The 18914-nt window shown below is 69.4% G+C and carries 18 protein-coding genes; 7 read left to right on the forward strand and 11 right to left on the reverse strand.

Translation table 11 applies throughout. The annotated features are described in order from the left end of the window. The first annotated feature begins 70 nt into the window (after positions 1-70). The 6 genes from AC1RLW_RS16865 to AC1RLW_RS16890 all read left to right on the forward strand — a co-directional run bounded on the left by AC1RLW_RS16865 (position 71) and on the right by AC1RLW_RS16890 (position 5497). Positions 71-742 (forward strand): TetR family transcriptional regulator, encoded by a 672-nt coding sequence (locus tag AC1RLW_RS16865; RefSeq protein ID WP_447742337.1) that lies wholly within the window; start codon positions 71-73, stop codon positions 740-742. An 80-nt stretch (positions 743-822) separates the two neighbouring features. Further along, entirely contained in the window at positions 823-1635 is an 813-nt protein-coding gene (locus AC1RLW_RS16870; RefSeq protein ID WP_493194058.1) for an ABC transporter permease, read from the forward strand. Continuing rightward, a complete protein-coding gene (locus AC1RLW_RS16875) occupies positions 1632-2681 on the forward strand; it encodes an NAD-dependent epimerase/dehydratase family protein (RefSeq protein ID WP_493194059.1) in 1050 nt (349 codons plus the stop codon). The genes AC1RLW_RS16870 and AC1RLW_RS16875 overlap by 4 nt, the downstream gene beginning before the upstream one ends. A gap of 102 nt (positions 2682-2783) precedes the next feature. Further along, positions 2784-3620, forward strand: coding sequence for a GNAT family N-acetyltransferase (locus tag AC1RLW_RS16880; RefSeq protein ID WP_493194061.1), 837 nt, complete (start codon positions 2784-2786; stop codon positions 3618-3620). Between the two features lie 12 nt (positions 3621-3632). Further along, the gene (locus tag AC1RLW_RS16885; protein WP_493194063.1) at positions 3633-4700 is read left to right on the forward strand and encodes a dihydrodipicolinate synthase family protein; all 1068 of its coding nucleotides are present in this window, start codon (positions 3633-3635) and stop codon (positions 4698-4700) included. Next, entirely contained in the window at positions 4697-5497 is an 801-nt protein-coding gene (locus tag AC1RLW_RS16890; protein WP_493194065.1) for an ABC transporter ATP-binding protein, read from the forward strand. Before AC1RLW_RS16885 ends, AC1RLW_RS16890 begins: the two co-directional genes overlap by 4 nt. 25 nt (positions 5498-5522) lie before the next feature. Here AC1RLW_RS16890 and AC1RLW_RS16895 read toward each other — a convergent pair whose 3' ends face one another. The 7 genes from AC1RLW_RS16895 to AC1RLW_RS16925 form a co-directional block, all read right to left on the reverse strand. Continuing rightward, positions 5523-6545: an XdhC family protein gene (locus AC1RLW_RS16895; protein ID WP_062468715.1), complete on the reverse strand. Its 1023-nt coding sequence runs from the start codon at positions 6543-6545 to the stop codon at positions 5523-5525. 19 nt (positions 6546-6564) lie between these two features. Next, the gene (locus AC1RLW_RS16900; RefSeq protein WP_493194067.1) at positions 6565-7218 is read right to left on the reverse strand and encodes an SRPBCC family protein; all 654 of its coding nucleotides are present in this window, start codon (positions 7216-7218) and stop codon (positions 6565-6567) included. Positions 7219-7252: 34 nt separating this feature from the next. Beyond that, the gene (locus AC1RLW_RS16905; protein ID WP_492684893.1) at positions 7253-8467 is read right to left on the reverse strand and encodes a vWA domain-containing protein; all 1215 of its coding nucleotides are present in this window, start codon (positions 8465-8467) and stop codon (positions 7253-7255) included. Between the two features lie 19 nt (positions 8468-8486). Further along, positions 8487-9389 (reverse strand): AAA family ATPase, encoded by a 903-nt coding sequence (locus AC1RLW_RS16910; protein ID WP_493194068.1) that lies wholly within the window; start codon positions 9387-9389, stop codon positions 8487-8489. 64 nt (positions 9390-9453) lie between these two features. After that, complete coding sequence (locus AC1RLW_RS16915; RefSeq protein WP_095744326.1) at positions 9454-10245, reverse strand: FAD binding domain-containing protein; 792 nt, start codon at positions 10243-10245, stop codon at positions 9454-9456. A 34-nt stretch (positions 10246-10279) separates the two neighbouring features. Then, complete coding sequence (locus tag AC1RLW_RS16920; RefSeq protein ID WP_493194069.1) at positions 10280-12664, reverse strand: xanthine dehydrogenase family protein molybdopterin-binding subunit; 2385 nt, start codon at positions 12662-12664, stop codon at positions 10280-10282. 10 nt (positions 12665-12674) lie between these two features. Beyond that, positions 12675-13181 carry a (2Fe-2S)-binding protein gene (locus AC1RLW_RS16925; protein WP_062468730.1) on the reverse strand — a complete coding sequence of 169 codons (507 nt, stop codon included), beginning with the start codon at positions 13179-13181 and terminating at the stop codon, positions 12675-12677. Positions 13182-13368: 187 nt separating this feature from the next. Here AC1RLW_RS16925 and AC1RLW_RS16930 point away from each other — a divergent pair, with 187 nt between their 5' ends. Continuing rightward, positions 13369-14508: a helix-turn-helix domain-containing protein gene (locus AC1RLW_RS16930; RefSeq protein ID WP_493194675.1), complete on the forward strand. Its 1140-nt coding sequence runs from the start codon at positions 13369-13371 to the stop codon at positions 14506-14508. 13 nt (positions 14509-14521) lie between these two features. Here AC1RLW_RS16930 and AC1RLW_RS16935 read toward each other — a convergent pair whose 3' ends face one another. From AC1RLW_RS16935 to AC1RLW_RS16950, 4 genes are all read right to left on the reverse strand, one after another. Then, on the reverse strand, positions 14522-14899 hold the full coding sequence (locus AC1RLW_RS16935; protein ID WP_095744324.1) for a nuclear transport factor 2 family protein: 378 nt from the start codon (positions 14897-14899) through the stop codon (positions 14522-14524). Positions 14900-14989: 90 nt separating this feature from the next. Then, entirely contained in the window at positions 14990-16483 is a 1494-nt protein-coding gene (locus AC1RLW_RS16940; protein ID WP_493194071.1) for a M81 family metallopeptidase, read from the reverse strand. Then, a complete protein-coding gene (locus AC1RLW_RS16945; RefSeq protein WP_493194073.1) occupies positions 16480-17616 on the reverse strand; it encodes an ABC transporter substrate-binding protein in 1137 nt (378 codons plus the stop codon). Before AC1RLW_RS16945 ends, AC1RLW_RS16940 begins: the two co-directional genes overlap by 4 nt. After that, positions 17613-18893 carry a Zn-dependent hydrolase gene (locus AC1RLW_RS16950; protein ID WP_493194074.1) on the reverse strand — a complete coding sequence of 427 codons (1281 nt, stop codon included), beginning with the start codon at positions 18891-18893 and terminating at the stop codon, positions 17613-17615. The genes AC1RLW_RS16945 and AC1RLW_RS16950 overlap by 4 nt, the downstream gene beginning before the upstream one ends. Positions 18894-18914: the final 21 nt, after the last annotated feature.

Below are 18914 nucleotides of genomic sequence, written 5' to 3' on the forward strand. Positions count from 1 at the left end.
AACTGTTTGGTTGACAGGCAATCCAGATCATCCAGACTGCGTTGCCACTGCCGGGAGATTCAAAAACACCATGACCGCCACCAAGCCCGCCCGCACCGCCGTCGCCACGAAACGCGAGCGCGATCCCGTCGCCGCCAAGCAGGCCCTCATCGCCGCTGCAGTGGCCGAGTTCGCCACCAAGGGCTTCGCGGGCGCGCGCGTCGACGAGATCGCCGCCAACGCCGGCGTCAACAAGCAGCTCGTGTACCACTACTTCGACAGCAAGCAGGGGCTGTACCTGGTCGCGCTCGAATCGGTCTATGCCGAGATCCGCGAGAAGGAACAGAAGCTCACGCTCGACGCGCTGGAGCCGCTGGAGGCCATGAAGCAGCTGGTGGCCTTCTCGTTCGACTACCTGGCCGAGCACCCCGAGTTCATCGCGCTGCTGGCCGACGAGAACCGCAACCACGGCGCGCACCTGCGCGAGTCGGAGCGGCTGCAGAAGATGCACTCGCCCTTCATCGAGATGCTCGAGGCCACGCTCGAGCGCGGCGTGGCGGCCGGCGTGTTCCGGCCCGACTTCGACGCGATCAACCTCTACATCTCGATCGCCGGCATCTCGTACTTCTTCTTCTCCAACAACCACACGCTGTCGGCCATCTTCGGCAAGCCGCTCGATGCGCGCGGCGCGCTGCTGCAGCGGCGCCGGCACGTGATCGAGTTCGCGCTCAATGCCTTGCGGCCTGACAAAGCCGTCGCATGAAAATTATCAACTAGTTGGTTGACTCGGGTCGCAGCGACTCCTATGATTCGCCGCATTGCTTCCTAGACCCAGGAATTGAGATGACGGCACCTGATGGCGCTCTGGCGCCCCTCGCACCTGCGCCCTCGTCGGGCGAGCGCCCCGAATGGCAGCGCTGGTCCCTCGTGGTCGCGGTGCACCTGGCGGGCATCGTGCTGTGGGAGCTCGCGGTGCGGGTCTTCGCGATCCAGCCCTTCATCCTGCCGGCGCCCTCGAAGGTGCTGGCCACGCTGGCCAATCCGAACTACAGCTGGCTCAAGAACACCGGCGTCACCGCGCTCGAAGTGTTCGGCGGTTACGCGCTGGGGCTGGTGCTCGGCATTCTTTGCGCGCTGCTCTTCATCACCAGCAAGCGGCTGATGCTGCTGGTGTTCCCGCTGCTGGTCACGCTCAACATGATTCCCAAGGTGGCGATGGGGCCGCTGGTGATCGTGTGGTTCAGCTACGGCATCGGGCCGAACATCCTGATCACGTTCAGCCTGTGCTTCTTTCCGATCCTGCTGACCACCATCCGCGGCCTGAACGAGACCGAGCCCGAGCTGCTCGACCTCGTGCGCGCGCTCAAGGGTTCGCGCTGGCAGCTGTTTCGCTACATCCAGCTGCCGGGCTCGCTGCCGTACGTGTTCTCGGGCATGAAGGTCGCCACCATCCTCGCCGTGGCGGGCGCGGTGGTGGGCGAGTTCATCGCTTCGGAACGCGGCCTGGGCTATCTGATGATCCAGGTCCAGGCCTCGCTGGACACGCCCGCGGTCTTCATGGCCGTGCTGCTCATCACGGGCCTGGGCGTGCTGCTCTATCTGCTGGTGCTTCTGCTGGAGCGCCTCTTCATCACCCAGGACGCAAGAATCCAATGACCTCCACGCCTGTCCTCGACGACCTGCCCTTTCCCGAGCGCTTCGAGAGCGAAGCCGCGCTTGAAGACTACCTGGCCACGCCCTCGCGCGACCTCGTGCGCGACATGGCCCGCCTCGACGGCGACCTGATGATCCTCGGCGTAGGCGGCAAGATGGGCCCGACGCTGGCCCGCCTCGCCAAGAACGCGATGCCCGGTCGCCGCGTGATCGCCGTCGCCCGCTTCAGCGAAGCCGGCGTGCGCGAAGCGCTCGAAGCACACGGCATCGAGACCATCGCCTGCGACCTGCTCGACCGCGCCGCCATCGCCGCGCTGCCGCCGTGCGCCAACGTGGTCTTCATGGCCGGGCGCAAGTTCGGCGCCGACGCCGACAACCCGCTGACCTGGGCCATGAACGCGCACGTGCCGGCGCTGGTGGCCGAGCACTTCCATGCCTCGCGCATCGTTGCCTTCTCGACCGCCTGCGTGTACCCCTTCGTGCCCGTGACCAGCCAGGGCGCGAGCGAGAGCGACGCGCCCAACCCGCCCGGCGAATACGCCAACTCGTGCGTGGGCCGCGAGCGCATGTTCGAGTACTTCTCGCAGCGCCACGGCACGCCGGGCCGCCTGTTTCGCCTGAGCTACGCCATCGACCTGCGCTACGGCGTGCTGGCCGACGTGGCGCTCAAGGTGTGGCGCGGCGAGCCGGTCGACGTGACCATGGGCCACGTCAACGTGATCTGGCAGGGCGACGCGAACGCGCAGGCGCTGCGCTGCCTCGCGGTGGCCACCGTGCCGACCTCGCCGCTGAACGTGAGCGGGCCCGAGACGACGTCGATCCGCTGGCTTGCTGAAGAATTCGCGCGCCAGTTCGGCAAGCCCGTGACGATCGCCGGACAAGAGGCGCCTACTGCCTGGCTCATGAACACCGGCGAAGCCGAGCGCCTGTTCGGCTACCCGCGCGTGCCGCTGGCGCAGCAGATCCGCTGGGTGGCTGACTGGATCTCGCGCGAGCAGCGCCAGTACGGCAAGCCCACGAAGTTCGAATCCCGCGACGGGAAATATTGATGCTCCCCCAGGCTTGCCCACTTCGTGTGGCCTCCTTCCCCCTCGCCGGGGGCAATACCAGCGGCCCGGCAAAGCCGGTTCCGCGGTATTCCTGAAAGAGTCATGACTGCGCCCGTCGTCGACACCCTCGCATCGATCACGCCCGGCATCGCCCCGATGCTCGACGCGCTGGTCGCCGCGAGCGGCTGGAACCAGACCGCGCACGACTGGCGGCTGTTCGAGCGGCTCGGCACGGTGCATGGCGTGCGTGACGGCGAAGGCCAGCTCATCGCCAGCGGCGCGGTACTGCCGATGGAAGGCGTGGCCTGGATCAGCATGATCCTCGTGATGCCTGCCGCGCGCGGACAAGGCCTGGGCCGCGCGGTGTTCGCGCGCTGCCTCGACCAGGTGAAGGCCGCCGGCCTCGTCGCCATGCTCGACGCCACGCCGCAGGGCGAGCCGCTCTATGCGAGCTTCGGCTTCACGCCGCTGTGGCGGCTCACGCGCTGGCAGCGCGAGGCCGCGCCCGCCACCGCATCGCTCGCCACGGACAAGCCAGCCCTCGACAACCTCGCCGCGCTCGACGCGCAGGCGCTGGGTTTCGCGCGCCCCGCCGTGCTCGCCGACCTGCTCGGGCGCGACGACAGCCGCTGCGTGCGCAACGGCCTGGGCTTCGGCCTCGTGCGCACCGGCCGCACCGCGCACCACATCGGGCCGCTGCTGTCGTCCGATGAAGCCGTCGCCGCCGCGCTGCTGACGCAAGCCGCACGCGGCATCGGCGGCCGCATCTACATCGACGTGCCCGACGGCCGCAAGGCCATGACCGCCGCATTGCGCGCCGCCGGCTTCACACCGCAGCGCAGCTTCGCGCGCATGGCGCTGGCCACGCGCGAGAGCGCGCAGCCGCCCACCGGACACCCCGCCTTCATCCACGCCATCGCCGGCCCCGAGTTCGCCTGAGGACCTTCGCCCATGCCACTGAACCGCTCCGACCTTCCCGCCGACGTGCTTGCGCTGCTGTCGCAAGGCACCGTCATCCCGGCGCATCCGCTCGCGCTCGACGCCGATCGCCAGTTCGACCGCCAGCGTCAGCGCGTGCTCACGCGCTACTACGTCGATGCCGGCGTGGGCGGCCTCGCGGTGGGCGTGCACACCACGCAGTTCGCGATCCGCGAGCGCGGCCTGTACGCCACCGTGCTCGAGGCCGCGATGCAGGACCGACTGACCTGGAACGACCGCCCGATGGCGATGATCGCGGGCCTGTGCGGCCCGACCGCGCAGGCGCAGGCCGAGGCGCGCACCGCTGTCTCGCTGGGCTATCACGCGGGCCTGCTGAGCCTCGCGGCGCTGGCCGGCGCATCAGAAGACGCGCTCATCGCCCATTGCGAGGCGGTGGCACAGGAGATTCCGCTGATCGGTTTCTACCTGCAGACCGTGGTCGGCGGCCCGATCCTGTCGAGCGACTTCTGGCGCCGCTTCGCGCTCATTCCGAACGCGCTGGCGATCAAGGTCGCGCCCTTCAACCGCTACCGCAGCATCGACGTGGTGCGCGGGCTGGTCGACGCGCGCGCCGAGGAGCGCGTGTTCCTCTACACCGGCAACGACGACCACATCGTGCTCGACCTGGCGCTGCCCTTTGCCGCGATGCGCGACGGCGCGCCCGTGCAGGTGCGCTTCCGTGGCGGCCTGCTGGGCCACTGGTCGGTGTGGACGTCGAGTGCGGTGCACCAGCTGCAGCAGATCAAGGCCGAGCTGGCCGCCAGCGGCGGCGCGCTGAGCCCCGCCCTGCTCGCGCTCGACTCGCGCGTGACCGACTGCAACGCCGCCTTCTTCGACGTGGCGAACAACTTCCACGGCTGCATCGCGGGCTGCCACGAGGTGTTGCGGCGCCAGGGCCTGCTCGAAGGCATCTGGTGCCTCGATCCCGAAGAAGGCCTGGGCCAGGGCCAATCGGCGGAGATCGACCGCGTCTACCGCCAGCACGGCGACCTGGCCGACGACGCCTTCGTGCGCGACAACCTGGCACGGTGGCTGGCATGAGCGCCGTACTCGCGCCCGCGCAGGAGGCGCCGCTGATCCGCATGCGGCAGCTGCGCAAGGTCTACCGCAAGCGCAACGAAGAATTCCTCGCCGTCTCCGACGTCACGATGGACGTGCATGCGGGCGACATGATCTCGCTGGTCGGTCCCTCGGGCTGCGGCAAGTCGACGCTGCTGAAGATCCTGTCGGGCCTGCACGGCCACGACGGCGGCACGCTCGAGATCGGCGGTCCCGGCGGGGCAAACGGTACAGGCTTCAACCCGGGCCGCGACGTCGGCATGGTGTTCCAGCAACCGCTGCTGCTGAAGTGGCGCACGATTCTCGAGAACGTGCTGCTGCCCGCCGACATCCTCGGGCTGGACCGCAAGGCTGCCAAGGCGCGCGCGCACGAGCTGCTCGACATGGTCGGCCTCACGGGCTTCGCCGACAAGCTGCCCTACGAACTCTCGGGCGGCATGCAGCAGCGCGCGGCCATCGCACGCGCGCTCATCCACGACCCGAAGCTGGTACTGATGGACGAGCCCTTCGGCGCGCTCGATGCGCTCACGCGCGAGAAGATGAACCTGGAGATGCTGCGCATCTGGGAGCGCAGCCGCAAGACCTTCATCGTGGTCACGCACAGCATCCAGGAGGCGGTGTTCCTGGGCTCGCACTGCGCGGTGCTCACGGCCGGGCCGGCGCGCATGGCCGACTTCTTCCGCATCGACCTGCCCGAGCCGCGCAAGCTGCACGTGAAGACCAGCCCGGAGTTCGGCGAGTACGTGCGCCGCATCTACGACCTGCTGGGCGTGGACTGAGCCCCGCGCAGCAGGTCCGTTCAGCTCAGCTGGGTTGCAGCTGCTGGATTTCCTTGGCGCGCGCCACTTCCACTTCGCGCGGCAAGGTCACCGCGTTCTTCACCGCCAGGATTTCCGCCATCACGCTCACCGCGATCTCGGGCGGCGTCTTGCTGCCGATGAAGATGCCGATGGGCCCGCGCAGGCGCGCGAGCGACTCGGCCGTCTGGTCGAAGTGCTCGATCATGCGGTCGCGCCGCGCGTCGGCGTTGCGGCGCGAACCGATGGCGCCCACGTAGAAGGCCTCGCTCTGCAGCGCTTCGAGTAGCGCGAGGTCGTCGAGCTTGGGGTCGTGCGTGAGCGCGACCACGCAGCTGCGGCGGTCGGGCTTGAAGGCCAGCACGGCGTCGTCAGGCATCTCGGTGGTGATCGTCACGCCGGACAGCGTCCACGCGGTGCGGTACTCGGCGCGCGGGTCGCACAGCGTCACGGCGAAGCCGCTGAACTTGGCCATGGTCGCCAGGTACTCGGCGAGCTGGCCGGCGCCGATCAGCAGCATGCGGTACTCGGGGCCGAAGGTGTTGGTGAGCTCGGTGTCGTTCACCGTGAGCTCGTCGGGCGCGGTCGCCTCGGCCAGCCGCACCGCGCCGGTGGCCAGCGTCACCGTGCGGCGCATGAGCTTGCCGCGTTCGAGTTCGGCGACCAGCGTGTCGAGCGCGTCGGCGTCGGGCGCGTATTCGAGCAGCAGCTCGAGCGTGCCGCCGCAGGGCAGCCCGAAGCGGTGCGCCTCGTCGGCCGTGATGCCGTACTTGACGAGCGCGGGCGGCGCGCCCAGCGGCACGTCTTCGCCCTTGCCGTGGGCATGGCTGTAGCGCGCGATGAGGTCGTCCTCGATGCAGCCGCCCGAGACCGAGCCGACCACGGCGCCGTCCTCGGCCAGCGCCATGATCGAGCCCACGGGCCGCGGCGACGAGCCCCAGGTGCGCACCACGGTGGTCAGCAGCGCGCGCTTGCCGGCACGCCGCCAGTCGCGCAGCGTGCGCAGCACCATGACGTCGAGGTTTTCCATGGCGAAGCCTTGTGCGTTGTCAGGCGGCGTCGCCCGGGGTGGCGGCGTCGTCACCGTCCTTCTTGCCGAAGCCCATCTTCTTCATGAGGCCCGACATCACGCCGGCCTTTTCGGCGGGCGCCTCGGCCGCCGCTTCCGCGGGCGGTGCGGGCGGCGGGCCGTAGCGGCTTTGCATCTCGGCCTCGAAGCGCTTGAAGAAATCGTCGGCGGTGGACTTGGCCGCGCCGTCGATCAGACGCTGGCCGAGCTGGGCGATCTTGCCGCCGACCTGGGCCTGCACGGTGTAGTCGAGTTCGCAGCCGGCGGGCGCGGCGGCCACGGGGGCGGCTTCGGCAGCAGGTGCGCCCTCTGCGGTGGGTGCGCTGTCGGCCACGGCCACTGGCTTGAGCGACACGCTCGACGAGCCCTTGGCAAACCCCGCCACGCCGCCCTGCCCCTCGAAGGTGAGCTTGTAGCCGTCGGGCGCGACGATGTCCGACAGCATCACCTTGCCGCTGAACTTGGCCGACACCGGGCCGATCTTCACGGCCAGCGCCACGCTGTAGGTGTTGTCGCCCGTGAGCTCGAACTTGTCGCAGCCGGGGATGCACTTCTTGAGCGTCTCGGGATCGTTGAGCGCGTCCCAGGCCTGTTGTTGGGTGACGCCGAGGCGGCGGTTTCCGAGCATTTCCATGGTGGGTTTCCTTTGTTCCTTCCTGAGTCCGGTCCTAGCGACTGGCGCGCATCAGCGCGGCCAGGCTGGCGGCCAGCTGTTCGAGTGCATTCAGATTGTGGACCGCCAGCATCGCGTCCGCATGGCGGTGCAGCACGGCAGCCCCACGCGCCAGAGGGGCGTAGCCCTCGAAGCGCAGCAGCGGGTTGAGCCACAGCAGCCGGCGCGAATGGCGCTTCAGCCACTGCAACTCGGTCTCGAGCAAGGCGGGCTCACCTGTGTCGAGGCCGTCGCTGATCACCAGCACCAGCGTGCGGCGGCCGATGAGCCGGCGTGCATGCGACTGGCGCAGCTCGGCCAGCGAACCGCCCAGCCGCGTGCCGCCTGCGAAGTCGTCGATGGCCAGGCTGGCGGCCCCCAGCATGGCGTCGGTGTCGGCCAGCCGGAAGGCCGGCGTGAGGTCGGTCAGCCGCGTGCCGAAGGCGAACACGTCGCGTCGGCCGGCTCGCCGCGTGGCGGCATGCAGGAAGGCCAGCAGCAGGCGGGCGTAGCGCTCCATCGAGCCCGACACGTCGACCAGCACCAGCAGCGGCAGAGGCTGCTCGCGCCGCGCCAGCCGGGGCAGGCGCAGGATCTCGCCGCCGGTGCGGGCCGCCTCGTGCAGCACACCGGGCCAGTGCATGCGCGCGTGCGCACGGCCGGCATCGCCCGCCGGGCGCAGGCGGCGCGCAGGCAGTTCGGGCACCGGCAAGCGGATGTCGCGCGCCAACCGCTCGACCAGCCGGTACTCGGCCGCGCCCAGCGCATTGAAGTCGGCATGCTGCAGCCGCTGGCGGTCGCTGGCCGTCATGGCGGCGTCGAACTTGATTTCCTCGTCGGGCTTCGTTGGCGCCGCGGGCTTCACGGCATCGCGCGGCGGGCTCAGTGCCTCGCGCACGCGCGGGCGGCGCTTGGAGGGCTCGGCCTTGCCCTCGGCGCTGGGCAGCATCTGGGCGAGCAGCTTGTTGGCCAGCTCGGGGTCGCGGAACCATGCGTCGAAGAGTTCGCGGAACACCAGCCGGTCCTGCTCGCGGCTGACCATCACGGCTTCCATGGCGGCGCCCAGGTCGAGCTTGTCTTCGACGCCGACCAGCGTGGCCGCCTCGGTGGCGAGCGCGATGCGCATGGCGTCGGTGCGCACGCCGGCGCGGCGCAGTGCGCGGCCGAAGGCGGCGATGTTGCCCGCCAGCTTGCCGCTGCGCACGTCGCCGAGTTGCTGGATGCCGGCCATGTAGGTGCCTCGGCCTCGCTCAGCTCGCGAGCGGTTCCTCGGGCCTCAGCAGGTCGGAGGCCAGCTCGTGCGTCAGCGCCGCCACGTCGTCGCGCTGCTTGAAGAGGATGCCGGCGGTGTCGACGACGACCTCGGGGTCGAGTTCGACAGTGTCGAGCGCGATGAGCGCCCGCGCCCACTCCACGCTTTCGGCGATGCCGGGCGCGCGCTGGAAGGCGTTGGCGAACGGCGCCGAACGCAGTCGCGCGACAAACGCCGCCACCTGTGCCGACAGCGCCTCGCCGGCCTGCGGCACCTGCGCGCGCACGATGGCGAGTTCGCGCTCGCGCTCGGGGTAGTCGAGCCAGTGATAAAGGCAGCGCCGCTTCACGGCGTCGTTCAGCTCGCGCGTGCGGTTGCTGGTGAGCAAGGTGACGGGCGGCACCACAGCGCGCACGGTACCCAGCTCGGGAATGCTGACCTGGTACTCGCCCAGGTACTCGAGCAGGAAGGCTTCGAAGGGCTCGTCGGCGCGGTCGACCTCGTCGATCAGCAGCACCGAGCCGGGCGCCGGCGTCTGCAGCGCTTGCAGCAGCGGGCGGCGGATCAGGTAGTGCGGCTGGTAGACCTCGGCCTCCACGTCGCGCGCCGCCCCGGTGGCTTCGGCCGCGCGCATGTGCAGCAGCTGCGCGGCGTAGTTCCATTCGTAGAGCGCCTCGCGCTGCTCCATGCCGTCGTAGCACTGCAGGCGCAGCAGCTCGCGGTTCAGGGCCGTCGACAGTGCCTTGGCCAGCTCGGTCTTGCCGACGCCGGGCTCGCCTTCGAGCAGCAGCGGGCGCTGCAGCTTGAGGGCGAGGAACACCGCGGTGGCCAGGCGGCGGTCAGCAAAGTAGCCGGCCTGCCGCAAGCCGTCGGAAAGGGCGTCGATGGTCGGGAAGATCATGGGCAAGCGTAGCGGAAGACGCGAGGGTGTCGCGCCTTCCGGTGGGCGGCGGCGCTGGGCTGCTTCAGCCGAGTGCTTTGGTCACGGCGCGCTGGGTCAGCACGCTGATCAGGTTCGCGCGGTAGGCGGCCGAGGCATGCAGGTCGCTGTTGAGGTCGCTCGCGTCGATCTTCACGGCCGCGGCGGACGCGGCGGTGAAGCTCTTGTTGAGCGCATCCTCGAGCCCGGCGTGACGGAACACGCCGTTGCCCGCGCCGGTGACGGCCACGCGCACGCCGCTGTCGTACTGCGCCAGGAAGATGCCGACCAGCGGGAAGTTCGAGGCCTTCTGGCGCAGCTTCTCGTACACCGCGCGCTTCGGAATCGGGAAGCGGATGGCGACGATCAGCTCGTCTTCTTCGAGTGCCGTGGTGAACAGGCCCTGGAAGAAGTCGTCGGCTGCAATCTCGCGCTTCGAGGTGACGATGGTCGCGCCCGAGGCCAGCACCGCGCTCGGGTAACACGCCGCCGGGTCGTTGTTGGCCACCGAGCCGCCGACGGTGCCCATCGCGCGCACCTGCCGGTCGCCGATGCGCGACGCGAGGTCGGCCAGCGCGGGGTACGCGGCCTTCACGTCGGCGTTGTTCGCCACGTCGAGGTGGCGCGACATGGCGCCGAGCGTGATCGCGCCGCCGTCCTTCTTGATGCCGGTGAGTTCCTTGATGCCGCCGAGGTCGACGAGCTGCTCGGGCGCCGACAGCCGCAGCTTCATCGAGGCCAGCAGGGTCTGTCCGCCGGCCAGTGGCTTGCCGCCCGCGGCGATGAGCCGGGCCGCGTCCGCCACGCTGGCGGGCCGTTCGAGTGTGAAGGCATACATGGGGTGATTCCTTCTCTGTTATTTCTTGTGTCGTTCAGGGCTTGGCGGCGGCCTGCATCGCTTCCCAGACGCGGCTGGACGAAGCGGGCATGTCGAAATCCTTGACGCCCAGCGGCGCCAGCGCATCGAGCACGGCGTTGATGACCGCCGGCGGCGACCCGATGGCGCCCGCCTCGCCGCAGCCCTTGGTGCCCAGCGGGTTGTGGGTGCAGGGGGTGCAGACGGTGTCGAGCTTGAACTGCGGGAAGTCGCCGGCGCGCGGCATGGCGTAGTCCATGAAGCTGCCGGTGAGCAGCTGGCCGGTTTCGTTGTCGTACACGCAGTTCTCGAGCAGCGCCTGGCCGATGCCCTGCACCAGCCCGCCGTGCACCTGGCCCTCGACGATCATCGGGTTGATGATGGTGCCGAAGTCGTCCACCGCGGTGAAGCGGTCGACCTTTACTTCGCCAGTCTCTTTGTCGATCTCGACCTCGCAGATGTAGGTGCCGCCCGGGAAGGTGAAGTTGGTCGGGTCGTAGAAGGCGGTTTCGTTCAGGCCCGGCTCGAGCTTGTCGAGCGGGTAGTTGTGCGGCACGTAGGCCGTGAGCGCCACCTGGCCGAACGGGATCTTCTTGTCGGTGCCCTTGACCGTGAACTCGCCGTTGGCGAACTCGATGTCGGCGTCGCTCGCCTCCATGAGGTGCGCGGCGATCTTCTTGGCCTTGGTCTCGATCTTGTCGAGCGCCTTCATGATGGCCGCGCCGCCCACCGAGATGGAGCGCGAGCCGTAGGTGCCCATGCCGAAGGGCACGCGGCCGGTGTCGCCGTGCACCACGTCGACGTTCTCGACCGGAATGCCCAGGCGCGCGGCCACGACCTGCGCGAAGGTGGTTTCATGGCCCTGGCCGTGGCTGTGCGAGCCGGTGAACACCGTCACGCTGCCGGTCGGGTGCACGCGGATCTCGCCGCATTCGAACAGGCCCGCGCGCGCGCCGAGCGCCCCCGCGATGTTCGACGGCGCGATGCCGCAGGCCTCGATGTAGCTCGAATAGCCCATGCCGCGCAGCTTGCCCTTGGCCTCGGTCGCCGCCTTGCGCGCGGCGTAGCCGTCGACCTCGGCCAGCACCCGCGCCTTGTCCATGCAGGCATGGAAGTCGCCGGTGTCGTACTGCAGCGCTACGGGCGTCTGGTACGGGAAGCTGATGATGAAGTTGCGCTTGCGGATCTCGTCCTGGCCCAGGTTCATTTCCCAGGCGCAGCGCGACACCAGGCGCTCCAGCAGGTAGGTGGCCTCGGGCCGCCCAGCCCCGCGGTACGCGTCGACCGGCGAGGTGTTGGTGAACCAGGCATCGACCTCGACGTAGATCTGCGGCGTGGTGTACTGGCCCGCCAGCAGCGTGGCGTACAAGATGGTCGGCACTGCCGTCGAGAAGGTCGACAGGTAGGCGCCCAGGTTGGCGTCGGTGTGCACCCGCATGGCCAGGAACTTGCCGTCCTTGTCCATCGCCATTTCGGCGTGGCTCACATGGTCGCGGCCGTGCGCATCGGACAGGAAACACTCCGAGCGCTCCGCCGTCCACTTGATGTTGCGGTTGAGCTGCTTGGCGGCCCAGGTCAGGCACACGTCTTCGGCGTACAGGAAGATCTTGGAGCCGAAGCCGCCGCCCACGTCGGGCGCGATCACGCGCACCTTGTGCTCGGGCAGGCCCAGCACGAAGGCCGTCATCAGCAGGCGCTCGACGTGCGGGTTCTGGTTCGACACGTAGAGCGTGTAGTCGTCGGTGCCACGGGCGTAGCTGCCGATGGCCACGCGCGGCTCGATCGGGTTGGGCACGAGCCGGTTGTTGACCAGGTCGAGCTGGGTGACGTGCGCGGCCGTGGCAAACACCGCATCGACCGCCGCCTTGTCGCCCAGCGCCCACTTGTAGCACTGGTTGTCGGGCGCCTCGTCGTGCAGGGTGACGCCGCTGGCCTTCTTGGCGGCGTCGGCCACGCTCACCAGGGCCGGCAGCACGTCGTAGTCGACCACCACGGCCTCGGCCGCGTTCTTGGCCTGCTCGACCGTCTCGGCCACCACCATGGCCACGTGGTCGCCCACGTAGCGCACCTTGTTGATCGCCAGGATCGGGTGCATCGGCTCCTTCATCGGGGTGCCGTCGGGGTTGTTGATGAGCCAGCCGCAGGGCAGCCCGCCCATCTTTCCTTCGATGTCCTTGCCGCTGAAAATGCCGACCACGCCGGGCATCTTCGAGGCCTCGGCGATGTCGATGGACTTGATGACGGCATGCGCGTGCGGCGAGCGCACGAAAACGGCGTGGCTCTGGTTGGCCAGCGTGATGTCGTCGGTGTAGTTGCCCGCGCCGGTCAGGAAGCGATAGTCTTCCTTGCGCCGCAATGCCTCGCCGATGTGCGGCAGGTTGGAGAAGTCGGAAGCGCCCATGTCGCTCTCCTCAGGCCGTGACCGTGGTTTGCTGGGTCGGCACCGGATTGCCCGATGCCATGGCCTCGCCGCCCATCTTCACGGCCTTGACGATGTTCTGGTAGCCCGTGCACCGGCACAGGTTGCCCTCGAGCAGCTCGCGGATTTCCGATTCGCTCGACTTGGGGTGGTGGGTGCACAGGTCGATGGCGCTCATGACCATGCCCGGGGTGCAGAAACCGCACTGCAGGCCGTGGCATTCCTTGAAGGCCGCCTGCATGGGGTGCATGGTGCCGTCGGCGGCGGCCACGCCCTCGATGGTGGTGACGTCGGCGCCGGCCGCCTGCGCGACCAGGATGTTGCACGACTTGACCGCGCGGCCGTTCAGGTGGACCGTGCAGGCGCCGCACTGGGCGGTGTCGCAGCCGACGTGGGTGCCGGTGAGGTGGAGGTGCTCGCGGATCGCGTGCACAAGGAAGGTGTTGGGTGGGGCGTCGACCGTGACCGGCCGGCCGTTGACCTTGAAAGCGACCTGCATGTGGCTGTCTCCGTGAAAGGTGATGGCTGGTTCAGCGAGGCATCTTGGATGCCGCCCTTTCGCACTATCCTAGGCAAAAACCCTTGACACTTGCACAGAGCGCGGGAAATTCTCAAAATGAAACAGCTTGCCAACCGGCCGGCCCGCAAAAGCAGCCCTCCCCGCGCGAAGAAGAACTTTCACGATGATGTCCGCTTCCGCCGTCCCCCCTCCTGCTGAGCGCTCGCTGGCCATTGCGCAGGCGCGCCGCGAGCTGATCGACGGCGACGGCCCCCGCCCGCGCGGCAGCGTGCGGGTCGACCCGGGCATCACGCGCTCCTGGCAGCGCTGCCTGGAGGCCGGCCGCCGGCCCCAGCAGCGCGTGAGCTTCGAGCCCGTGAGCCGCACCGCCAGCCGCGAGGTCACGGAATGCAACCGGGCCCTGGTCACGGCGGCGCGTCCGGTGATCGAACGGCTCTCGCGCGCCATCGCCGACACCCGCTATTTCGCCATCCTGACCGACGCCCGCGGCATCGTGGTCGACGTGGGCACCTTGCCCGACGGCACCGACCCCGCCGCCCGCTATGCACGCGACATCGGGCGCATCGGCGTCGACCTGTCGGAAAGCGCCATCGGCACCAGCGCCATCGGCACGGCGCTGGCCGAGCAGGAATCGGTGTGGCTGCACAGGGGTGAACACTTCTTTGACGACACCAGTGTGTACAGCTGCGCCGGCGCCCCGCTCTTCGGCCCCCGGGGCGACTGCATCGGCATGCTCGATCTCACGGGCGTGCAGGTGGTCGAGCGGCCCGAGCTGCGCCACCTGGCTACCCTGTCGGCGCGCAGCATCGAGAACCTGCTGGTGCAGCGCGAACCCTGCGAGCTGCTGCTGCGGCTGCTCTGGCCCGGCTGTCCGAGCAGCGAGACCACCGAAGGCCTGCTGTGCATCGACGCCGCCGGCCACGTCACCGGCGCCAACGCGGCCGCCCGACAGATGCTGCACCAGCCGCTGGCCTGCCATGCGGGCGGCCTGCATTTCAACGACCTGTTCGCGTTGCCGCTGCACATGATGTTCGACGCCGCCCGGCGCGGCGACGCCACGCTCGAGGTGCCGCTGTGGTCGGGCCTGCGGGTGCAGGTGCGGGCCCAGCGCGGCGGCAGCGAGCATGGCGGCGTGCCCGGTGCCGCGACCGACGGCCGCCCCCGCCTGCGCGACGTGGAGACCGCCCTGATCCGCAAGGCGGTGACCGACGCGCGCGGCAATGTGGCCGAGGCGGCGCGCACGCTGGGCATCAGCCGCGCCACGGTCTACCGCAAGCTCTGGCGCGGCCGGCCGGCGGGCGACTGACCCGCCTGCTTCATCACGCGCCTGCGGGCACGCGGTCGAGAAAACCCGTCACCGCGCGCAGCTTGCCCGCATCGAGCTGGGCGAAGTCAGTGCCCTGGATCAGGTCATCGGCACCGCTCGGGCCCAGGGTCCACGAGAAGCGCAGGTTGTCGCCGTGCGCCTCGGCCTTGCCCAGCAGGTGGAAGCGAAAGCCCGGGTAGCGCTGGTGCACCGCGCCGACCAGCGCGCTGATCTGCTCGTGGCCGCTGGCCTGCGCCATGGGGTCGACATAGCGGGCGTCGGCGGTCCAGCCGGCGTCGATGAGCGCGGCGCGGCGCGCGGCGTCGGTCTCGTTCCAGACGGCGATGTAGCCCGTGGCGATGGCATGGGCGTCGTGGGCGGCGGTGTTCATGGCGACTGTTCCTTTCGAGGGTTCGACCCGCAACAGCGCGGGTGAAGGAATGGTCGCGGGGCACGCGCCGCGCGTCGATGACGTGGCAGGTTATGCCGGCGCGTCCATCGCCGCGTTCGCGTCGAGCGGAAACACCGGCCGGCGCACCTGGCTGAACGGGAACAGGCTGTAGTCGGAGCTCGTCACGCCCGGGCTGTCGCACTCCACCAGCGCCGCCGACAGCGGCTCGAACACCGGCCGGCAGTACATGCGTGACTTCAGCAGCAGGAAGCGCTCGGTGCGCGGGTCGAGCCCGGCGCACTCGAACACGCCGATGTCCCACGGCTCCTGCGTGCGCTCGGTGACGACGATGCGCGCGGTGCCGATGTCGAACAGCACGGTGCGCCCCATGCTGCTGCGCTGGCCGGTGTAGGTGGGGCCGGTGATCACGTACTCGCCGTCGCTCACCGTTCGCACGACGCCCGTCAATTGCACGGGCGTCTTCGCGAGGCCAATGCCTTCCAGCGACACCTTGTTGCCCAGCGCCACCGTCACTTCGGCGCCCTCGCCCGCCGCGACCAGCGCGGCCACTGCCTCAGGGTCGCACAGCGGCCCGACGCCGATGCCGTCCAGGCCCTGCGCCAGTGCCTCCTGCAGCACGTCCATCGTGTCGCAGCTTCCGCCCGACATGCAGTTGTCGCCATGGTCGAGCAGCAGCACCGGGCGCGTGGCACCACCGGCGATGAGCTTCGCGCGCGCGACCGATGCGGCCAGCGGCTCGCTGCGGTAGATGAAGGCCTCGCGCTCGGCCCACATCTGCGCCGCGATGCGGTCGGCCGTGGCCTGCGCGCGCGCGGGCGATTGCGCATCGACCACGATCACGCTCATGCACGGCGCCGTGATGTCCGACAGCGAGAAGCCCGCCAGGATCGACACCGCCAGCGACTCGGATTCCTCCGCCGCGCGCGCCGCCTCGATGGCCCGCTGCATCGCACCGGTGAACGAGGCGCTGCGCAGCGTGTGCGCCATCAGCGGCAGCTGGCGCCAGCGCATGTGCGGCTGGCTGCGCCCGGCCAGCAGGTCGAACAGCAGGCGGCCGGCGTGCTCGCCGGTCTCGTACATGTCGACGTGCGGGTAGGTCTTGAAGCCGACGATCACGTCGGCGTTCTCCACCATCGCGGGCGTCACGTTGGCGTGCAGGTCCAGCGCCACGCCGATGGGCACGCCGGGCGCGGCGGCGCGCAGGCGCACCAGCAGGTCGCCTTCGCCGTCGGTGCTGTTCTGCGCCACCATCGCGCCGTGCAGGTCGAGCAGGATCGCGTCGCAGCCCGGCGCCGCATCGACGATGCATTGCGTGAGCGTGGTGTAGGCCTGCGCATCGACCGGCCCGCTCGGGTTGGCCGAGGCCGACACCGGCGTGACGAGTTGCGCGCCCGCCGCTTCGGCCAGGTCGATGAAGGCCGACATCGCGGTGCGCATGCCCTTGTTGTCGGCGTAGGCCTGCGCGCCGAAGGTCGGGCCGTCGGGCCCGAAGGCCGCGAGCGGCGTGGGCACGGGCGAGAAGGTGTTGGTCTCGTGGTTGAGACGTGCGATCAGGACTTTCATTGGGCAAACTTTCCGGCGCTGCCCAGCATGGTGATGTCACCGAAGCTGGAGCCGTTGCGGTTGTCGGGACGGAACGCGACCGTGAAGCCGTTCAGGTTCATGGGCGGCGAGTTCTCGATGCTGCGGCGCAGCGATTCGGTGGTGATCGGCCCCTTCACGCGCTGCAGCGATTCCGCAAAGGCCTTGGCCGTGATGTAGCCCTCCAGCCCCAGGTAGGAGCCTTCGCCTTCGCTGCCCGCGGCCTTCCGCGCGCGCTGGTATTCGTCGACGATGGGAAAGCGTGTCTTCCAGAACGGCGGCACCACCTGCGACAGCACGATGCCGCGGCTCTTGTCGCCGAGTTCCTTGTACAGAAGGAACGAGCTCGCCACCGAGTTCGTGTAGATCTGCGGATGGATGGGCGCGGCCACCAGCGAGCGGATGATGTTGATCGCCGGCGTGCCGGCCGCGATGACGTACACCGCCTGCGCCCCGCTCGCGATGACCTGCTGCGCAATGGCGGGATGGTCCTTTTCCTTCGGATCGAAGCGCAGCGACAGCAGGGCCGGCTGCCTGTTCTTCTCGAGCGCGGCCAGCGCGTCCTTCTCGATGCCCTTGCCGTACGCGTCGTCGCTGGAGACGATGGCGATGCGCGTCACGCCGATGGTCGTCAGGTGGTTCATCACACGCGAGACCTCGTCGGCATACGACTCCCGCACGTGGTAGATCGGCACCTTCGGCCCGCGCAGCACCGCCGCACCGGTCAGCCCGCCGAAGATGAAACTGTCGTACTTCGCCGCCACCGGCACCATGGCCGCGCCGATGCCCGTGCCCATGGTTCCAAACAAGCAGACGACGCGGTCCGTGCCGAGCAGCTTCTCGGCATTGGCCGCCGCCTTCTCGGGCATGTAGGCGTCGTCGTAGGTGATCATCTTGACGGGCCGGCCACCAACGCCACCCGCCTTGTTCAACTGGTCGAGGAACAGCGTCTGGCCTTCCATGAACGCAAGGCTGTTCGGCGTGAACGGGCCGGTGAGCACCGCGGACTGGCCGACCAGGATCGGCTCTCCAGCCGCCAGGGCCGCCGTCGACACCGCGACCATGCCCATCGCCAGCACGCAGTGAAGGCCGATGCGGCGAAGCGCCGCTTTCACGCGGCCACTCCCGCGCTCTGCAGCATCGCCTGCAGCAGCACGTTGCAGCCGGCTTCGAGGTGGTCGGGCTGCGCGTCCTCGATCTCGTTGTGGCTGATGCCGTCCAGGCAGGGCACGAAGATCATCGCCGCGGGGCACACGCGCGCCAGGTACACGGCGTCGTGGCCGGCGCCGCTGATCACGTTCATCCATGTCATGCCCTGGTCCTGCGCGGCCTCGCGCACGGCCGAGACCAGTGCGGGCGTGAACGGCTGCGGCGGGAAGTACACGACCTGTTCGGCCGTCGCCTCGACCTTGCCCTTCGTCGCGATGCGCTGCACGGCCTCCTTCAGTGCCGCGTCCATGGCCGACAGCACCACGTCGTCGGCCGCCCGCAGGTCGACGCTGAGCTTCACGCGGCCCGGGATCACGTTGCGCGAGTTCGGGTAGTTGTCGATCCAGCCGACCGTGCCGCGCCCGTGCGGCGCGTGTGCGAGCGCGATGCGGTTCACCTCGACCACGAGTTCGGCGGCGGCCAGCAGCGCATCTTTTCGCAGTTCCATCGGCGTGGGGCCGGCGTGGGCTTCCATGCCCTGCACCACCACGTCGTACCAGCGCTGGCCCAGCGCGCCCTCGACCACGCCGATGACGCGCTCGTTGGCTTCGAGCACCGGGCCCTGTTCGATGTGCGCCTCGAAGTAGGCGCCGACCGGCGACGCCGCCGCCGAGGCGGGCACGGCGCCCGCATAGCCGATGGCCGACAGCGCATCGGCCACGCTCACGCCCTCGGTGTCGCGCTGCGCGAGCGCGTGCTCCAGCGTGAAGGCGCCAGCGAACACGCCCGAGCCCATCATCACGGGCACGAAGCGCGAGCCTTCCTCGTTGGTCCACACCGCCACCTCGACCGGCGCTTCGGTTTCGATGCCGGCGTCGTTCAGGCTTCGGATCACCTCCAGCCCCGCGAGCACGCCGTAGTTGCCGTCGAACTTGCCGCCCGTGGGCTGCGTGTCGATGTGGCTGCCAGTCGTGATGGGGGGCAGCGCGTTGTTGCGGCCCGCGCGGCGCGCAAAGATGTTGCCGATGGCGTCCACGCGCACCTCGCAGCCGGCCTCGCGCGCCCAGCGCGTGAAGAGGTCGCGGCCCTGGCGGTCCAGGTCGGTGAGCGCGATGCGGCACACGCCACCCTTCTCGGTGGCGCCGAGCTGCGCGAGCTGCATCAGCGAGTCCCAGAGGCGTTGGCCGTTCACGCGCAGGGCGCGCACGTCCGTTGCGGCGGAAAGTTCGTTCGTTGTGTTCATGGTTTTTGCGACGAATGAATG

The organism is Variovorax sp. GW822-FHT04A09, from assembly GCF_058801005.1.

Excerpts from the sequence above, each read along its gene's own strand:
- AC1RLW_RS16870 (WP_493194058.1), top strand. The coding sequence starts at position 823 with ATGACGGCACCTGATGGCGCTCTGGCGCCCCTCGCACCTGCGCCCTCG.
- AC1RLW_RS16950 (WP_493194074.1), bottom strand. The coding sequence starts at position 18,893 with ATGAACACAACGAACGAACTTTCCGCCGCAACGGACGTGCGCGCCCTG.
- AC1RLW_RS16940 (WP_493194071.1), bottom strand. The coding sequence starts at position 16,483 with ATGAAAGTCCTGATCGCACGTCTCAACCACGAGACCAACACCTTCTCG.
- AC1RLW_RS16900 (WP_493194067.1), bottom strand. The coding sequence starts at position 7,218 with ATGGAAATGCTCGGAAACCGCCGCCTCGGCGTCACCCAACAACAGGCC.
- AC1RLW_RS16915 (WP_095744326.1), bottom strand. The coding sequence starts at position 10,245 with ATGTATGCCTTCACACTCGAACGGCCCGCCAGCGTGGCGGACGCGGCC.
- AC1RLW_RS16895 (WP_062468715.1), bottom strand. The coding sequence starts at position 6,545 with ATGGAAAACCTCGACGTCATGGTGCTGCGCACGCTGCGCGACTGGCGG.
- AC1RLW_RS16905 (WP_492684893.1), bottom strand. The coding sequence starts at position 8,467 with ATGGCCGGCATCCAGCAACTCGGCGACGTGCGCAGCGGCAAGCTGGCG.
- AC1RLW_RS16935 (WP_095744324.1), bottom strand. The coding sequence starts at position 14,899 with ATGAACACCGCCGCCCACGACGCCCATGCCATCGCCACGGGCTACATC.
- AC1RLW_RS16880 (WP_493194061.1), top strand. The coding sequence starts at position 2,784 with ATGACTGCGCCCGTCGTCGACACCCTCGCATCGATCACGCCCGGCATC.
- AC1RLW_RS16885 (WP_493194063.1), top strand. The coding sequence starts at position 3,633 with ATGCCACTGAACCGCTCCGACCTTCCCGCCGACGTGCTTGCGCTGCTG.
- AC1RLW_RS16865 (WP_447742337.1), top strand. The coding sequence starts at position 71 with ATGACCGCCACCAAGCCCGCCCGCACCGCCGTCGCCACGAAACGCGAG.
- AC1RLW_RS16920 (WP_493194069.1), bottom strand. The coding sequence starts at position 12,664 with ATGGGCGCTTCCGACTTCTCCAACCTGCCGCACATCGGCGAGGCATTG.
- AC1RLW_RS16890 (WP_493194065.1), top strand. The coding sequence starts at position 4,697 with ATGAGCGCCGTACTCGCGCCCGCGCAGGAGGCGCCGCTGATCCGCATG.
- AC1RLW_RS16875 (WP_493194059.1), top strand. The coding sequence starts at position 1,632 with ATGACCTCCACGCCTGTCCTCGACGACCTGCCCTTTCCCGAGCGCTTC.
- AC1RLW_RS16930 (WP_493194675.1), top strand. The coding sequence starts at position 13,369 with ATGTCCGCTTCCGCCGTCCCCCCTCCTGCTGAGCGCTCGCTGGCCATT.
- AC1RLW_RS16910 (WP_493194068.1), bottom strand. The coding sequence starts at position 9,389 with ATGATCTTCCCGACCATCGACGCCCTTTCCGACGGCTTGCGGCAGGCC.
- AC1RLW_RS16925 (WP_062468730.1), bottom strand. The coding sequence starts at position 13,181 with ATGCAGGTCGCTTTCAAGGTCAACGGCCGGCCGGTCACGGTCGACGCC.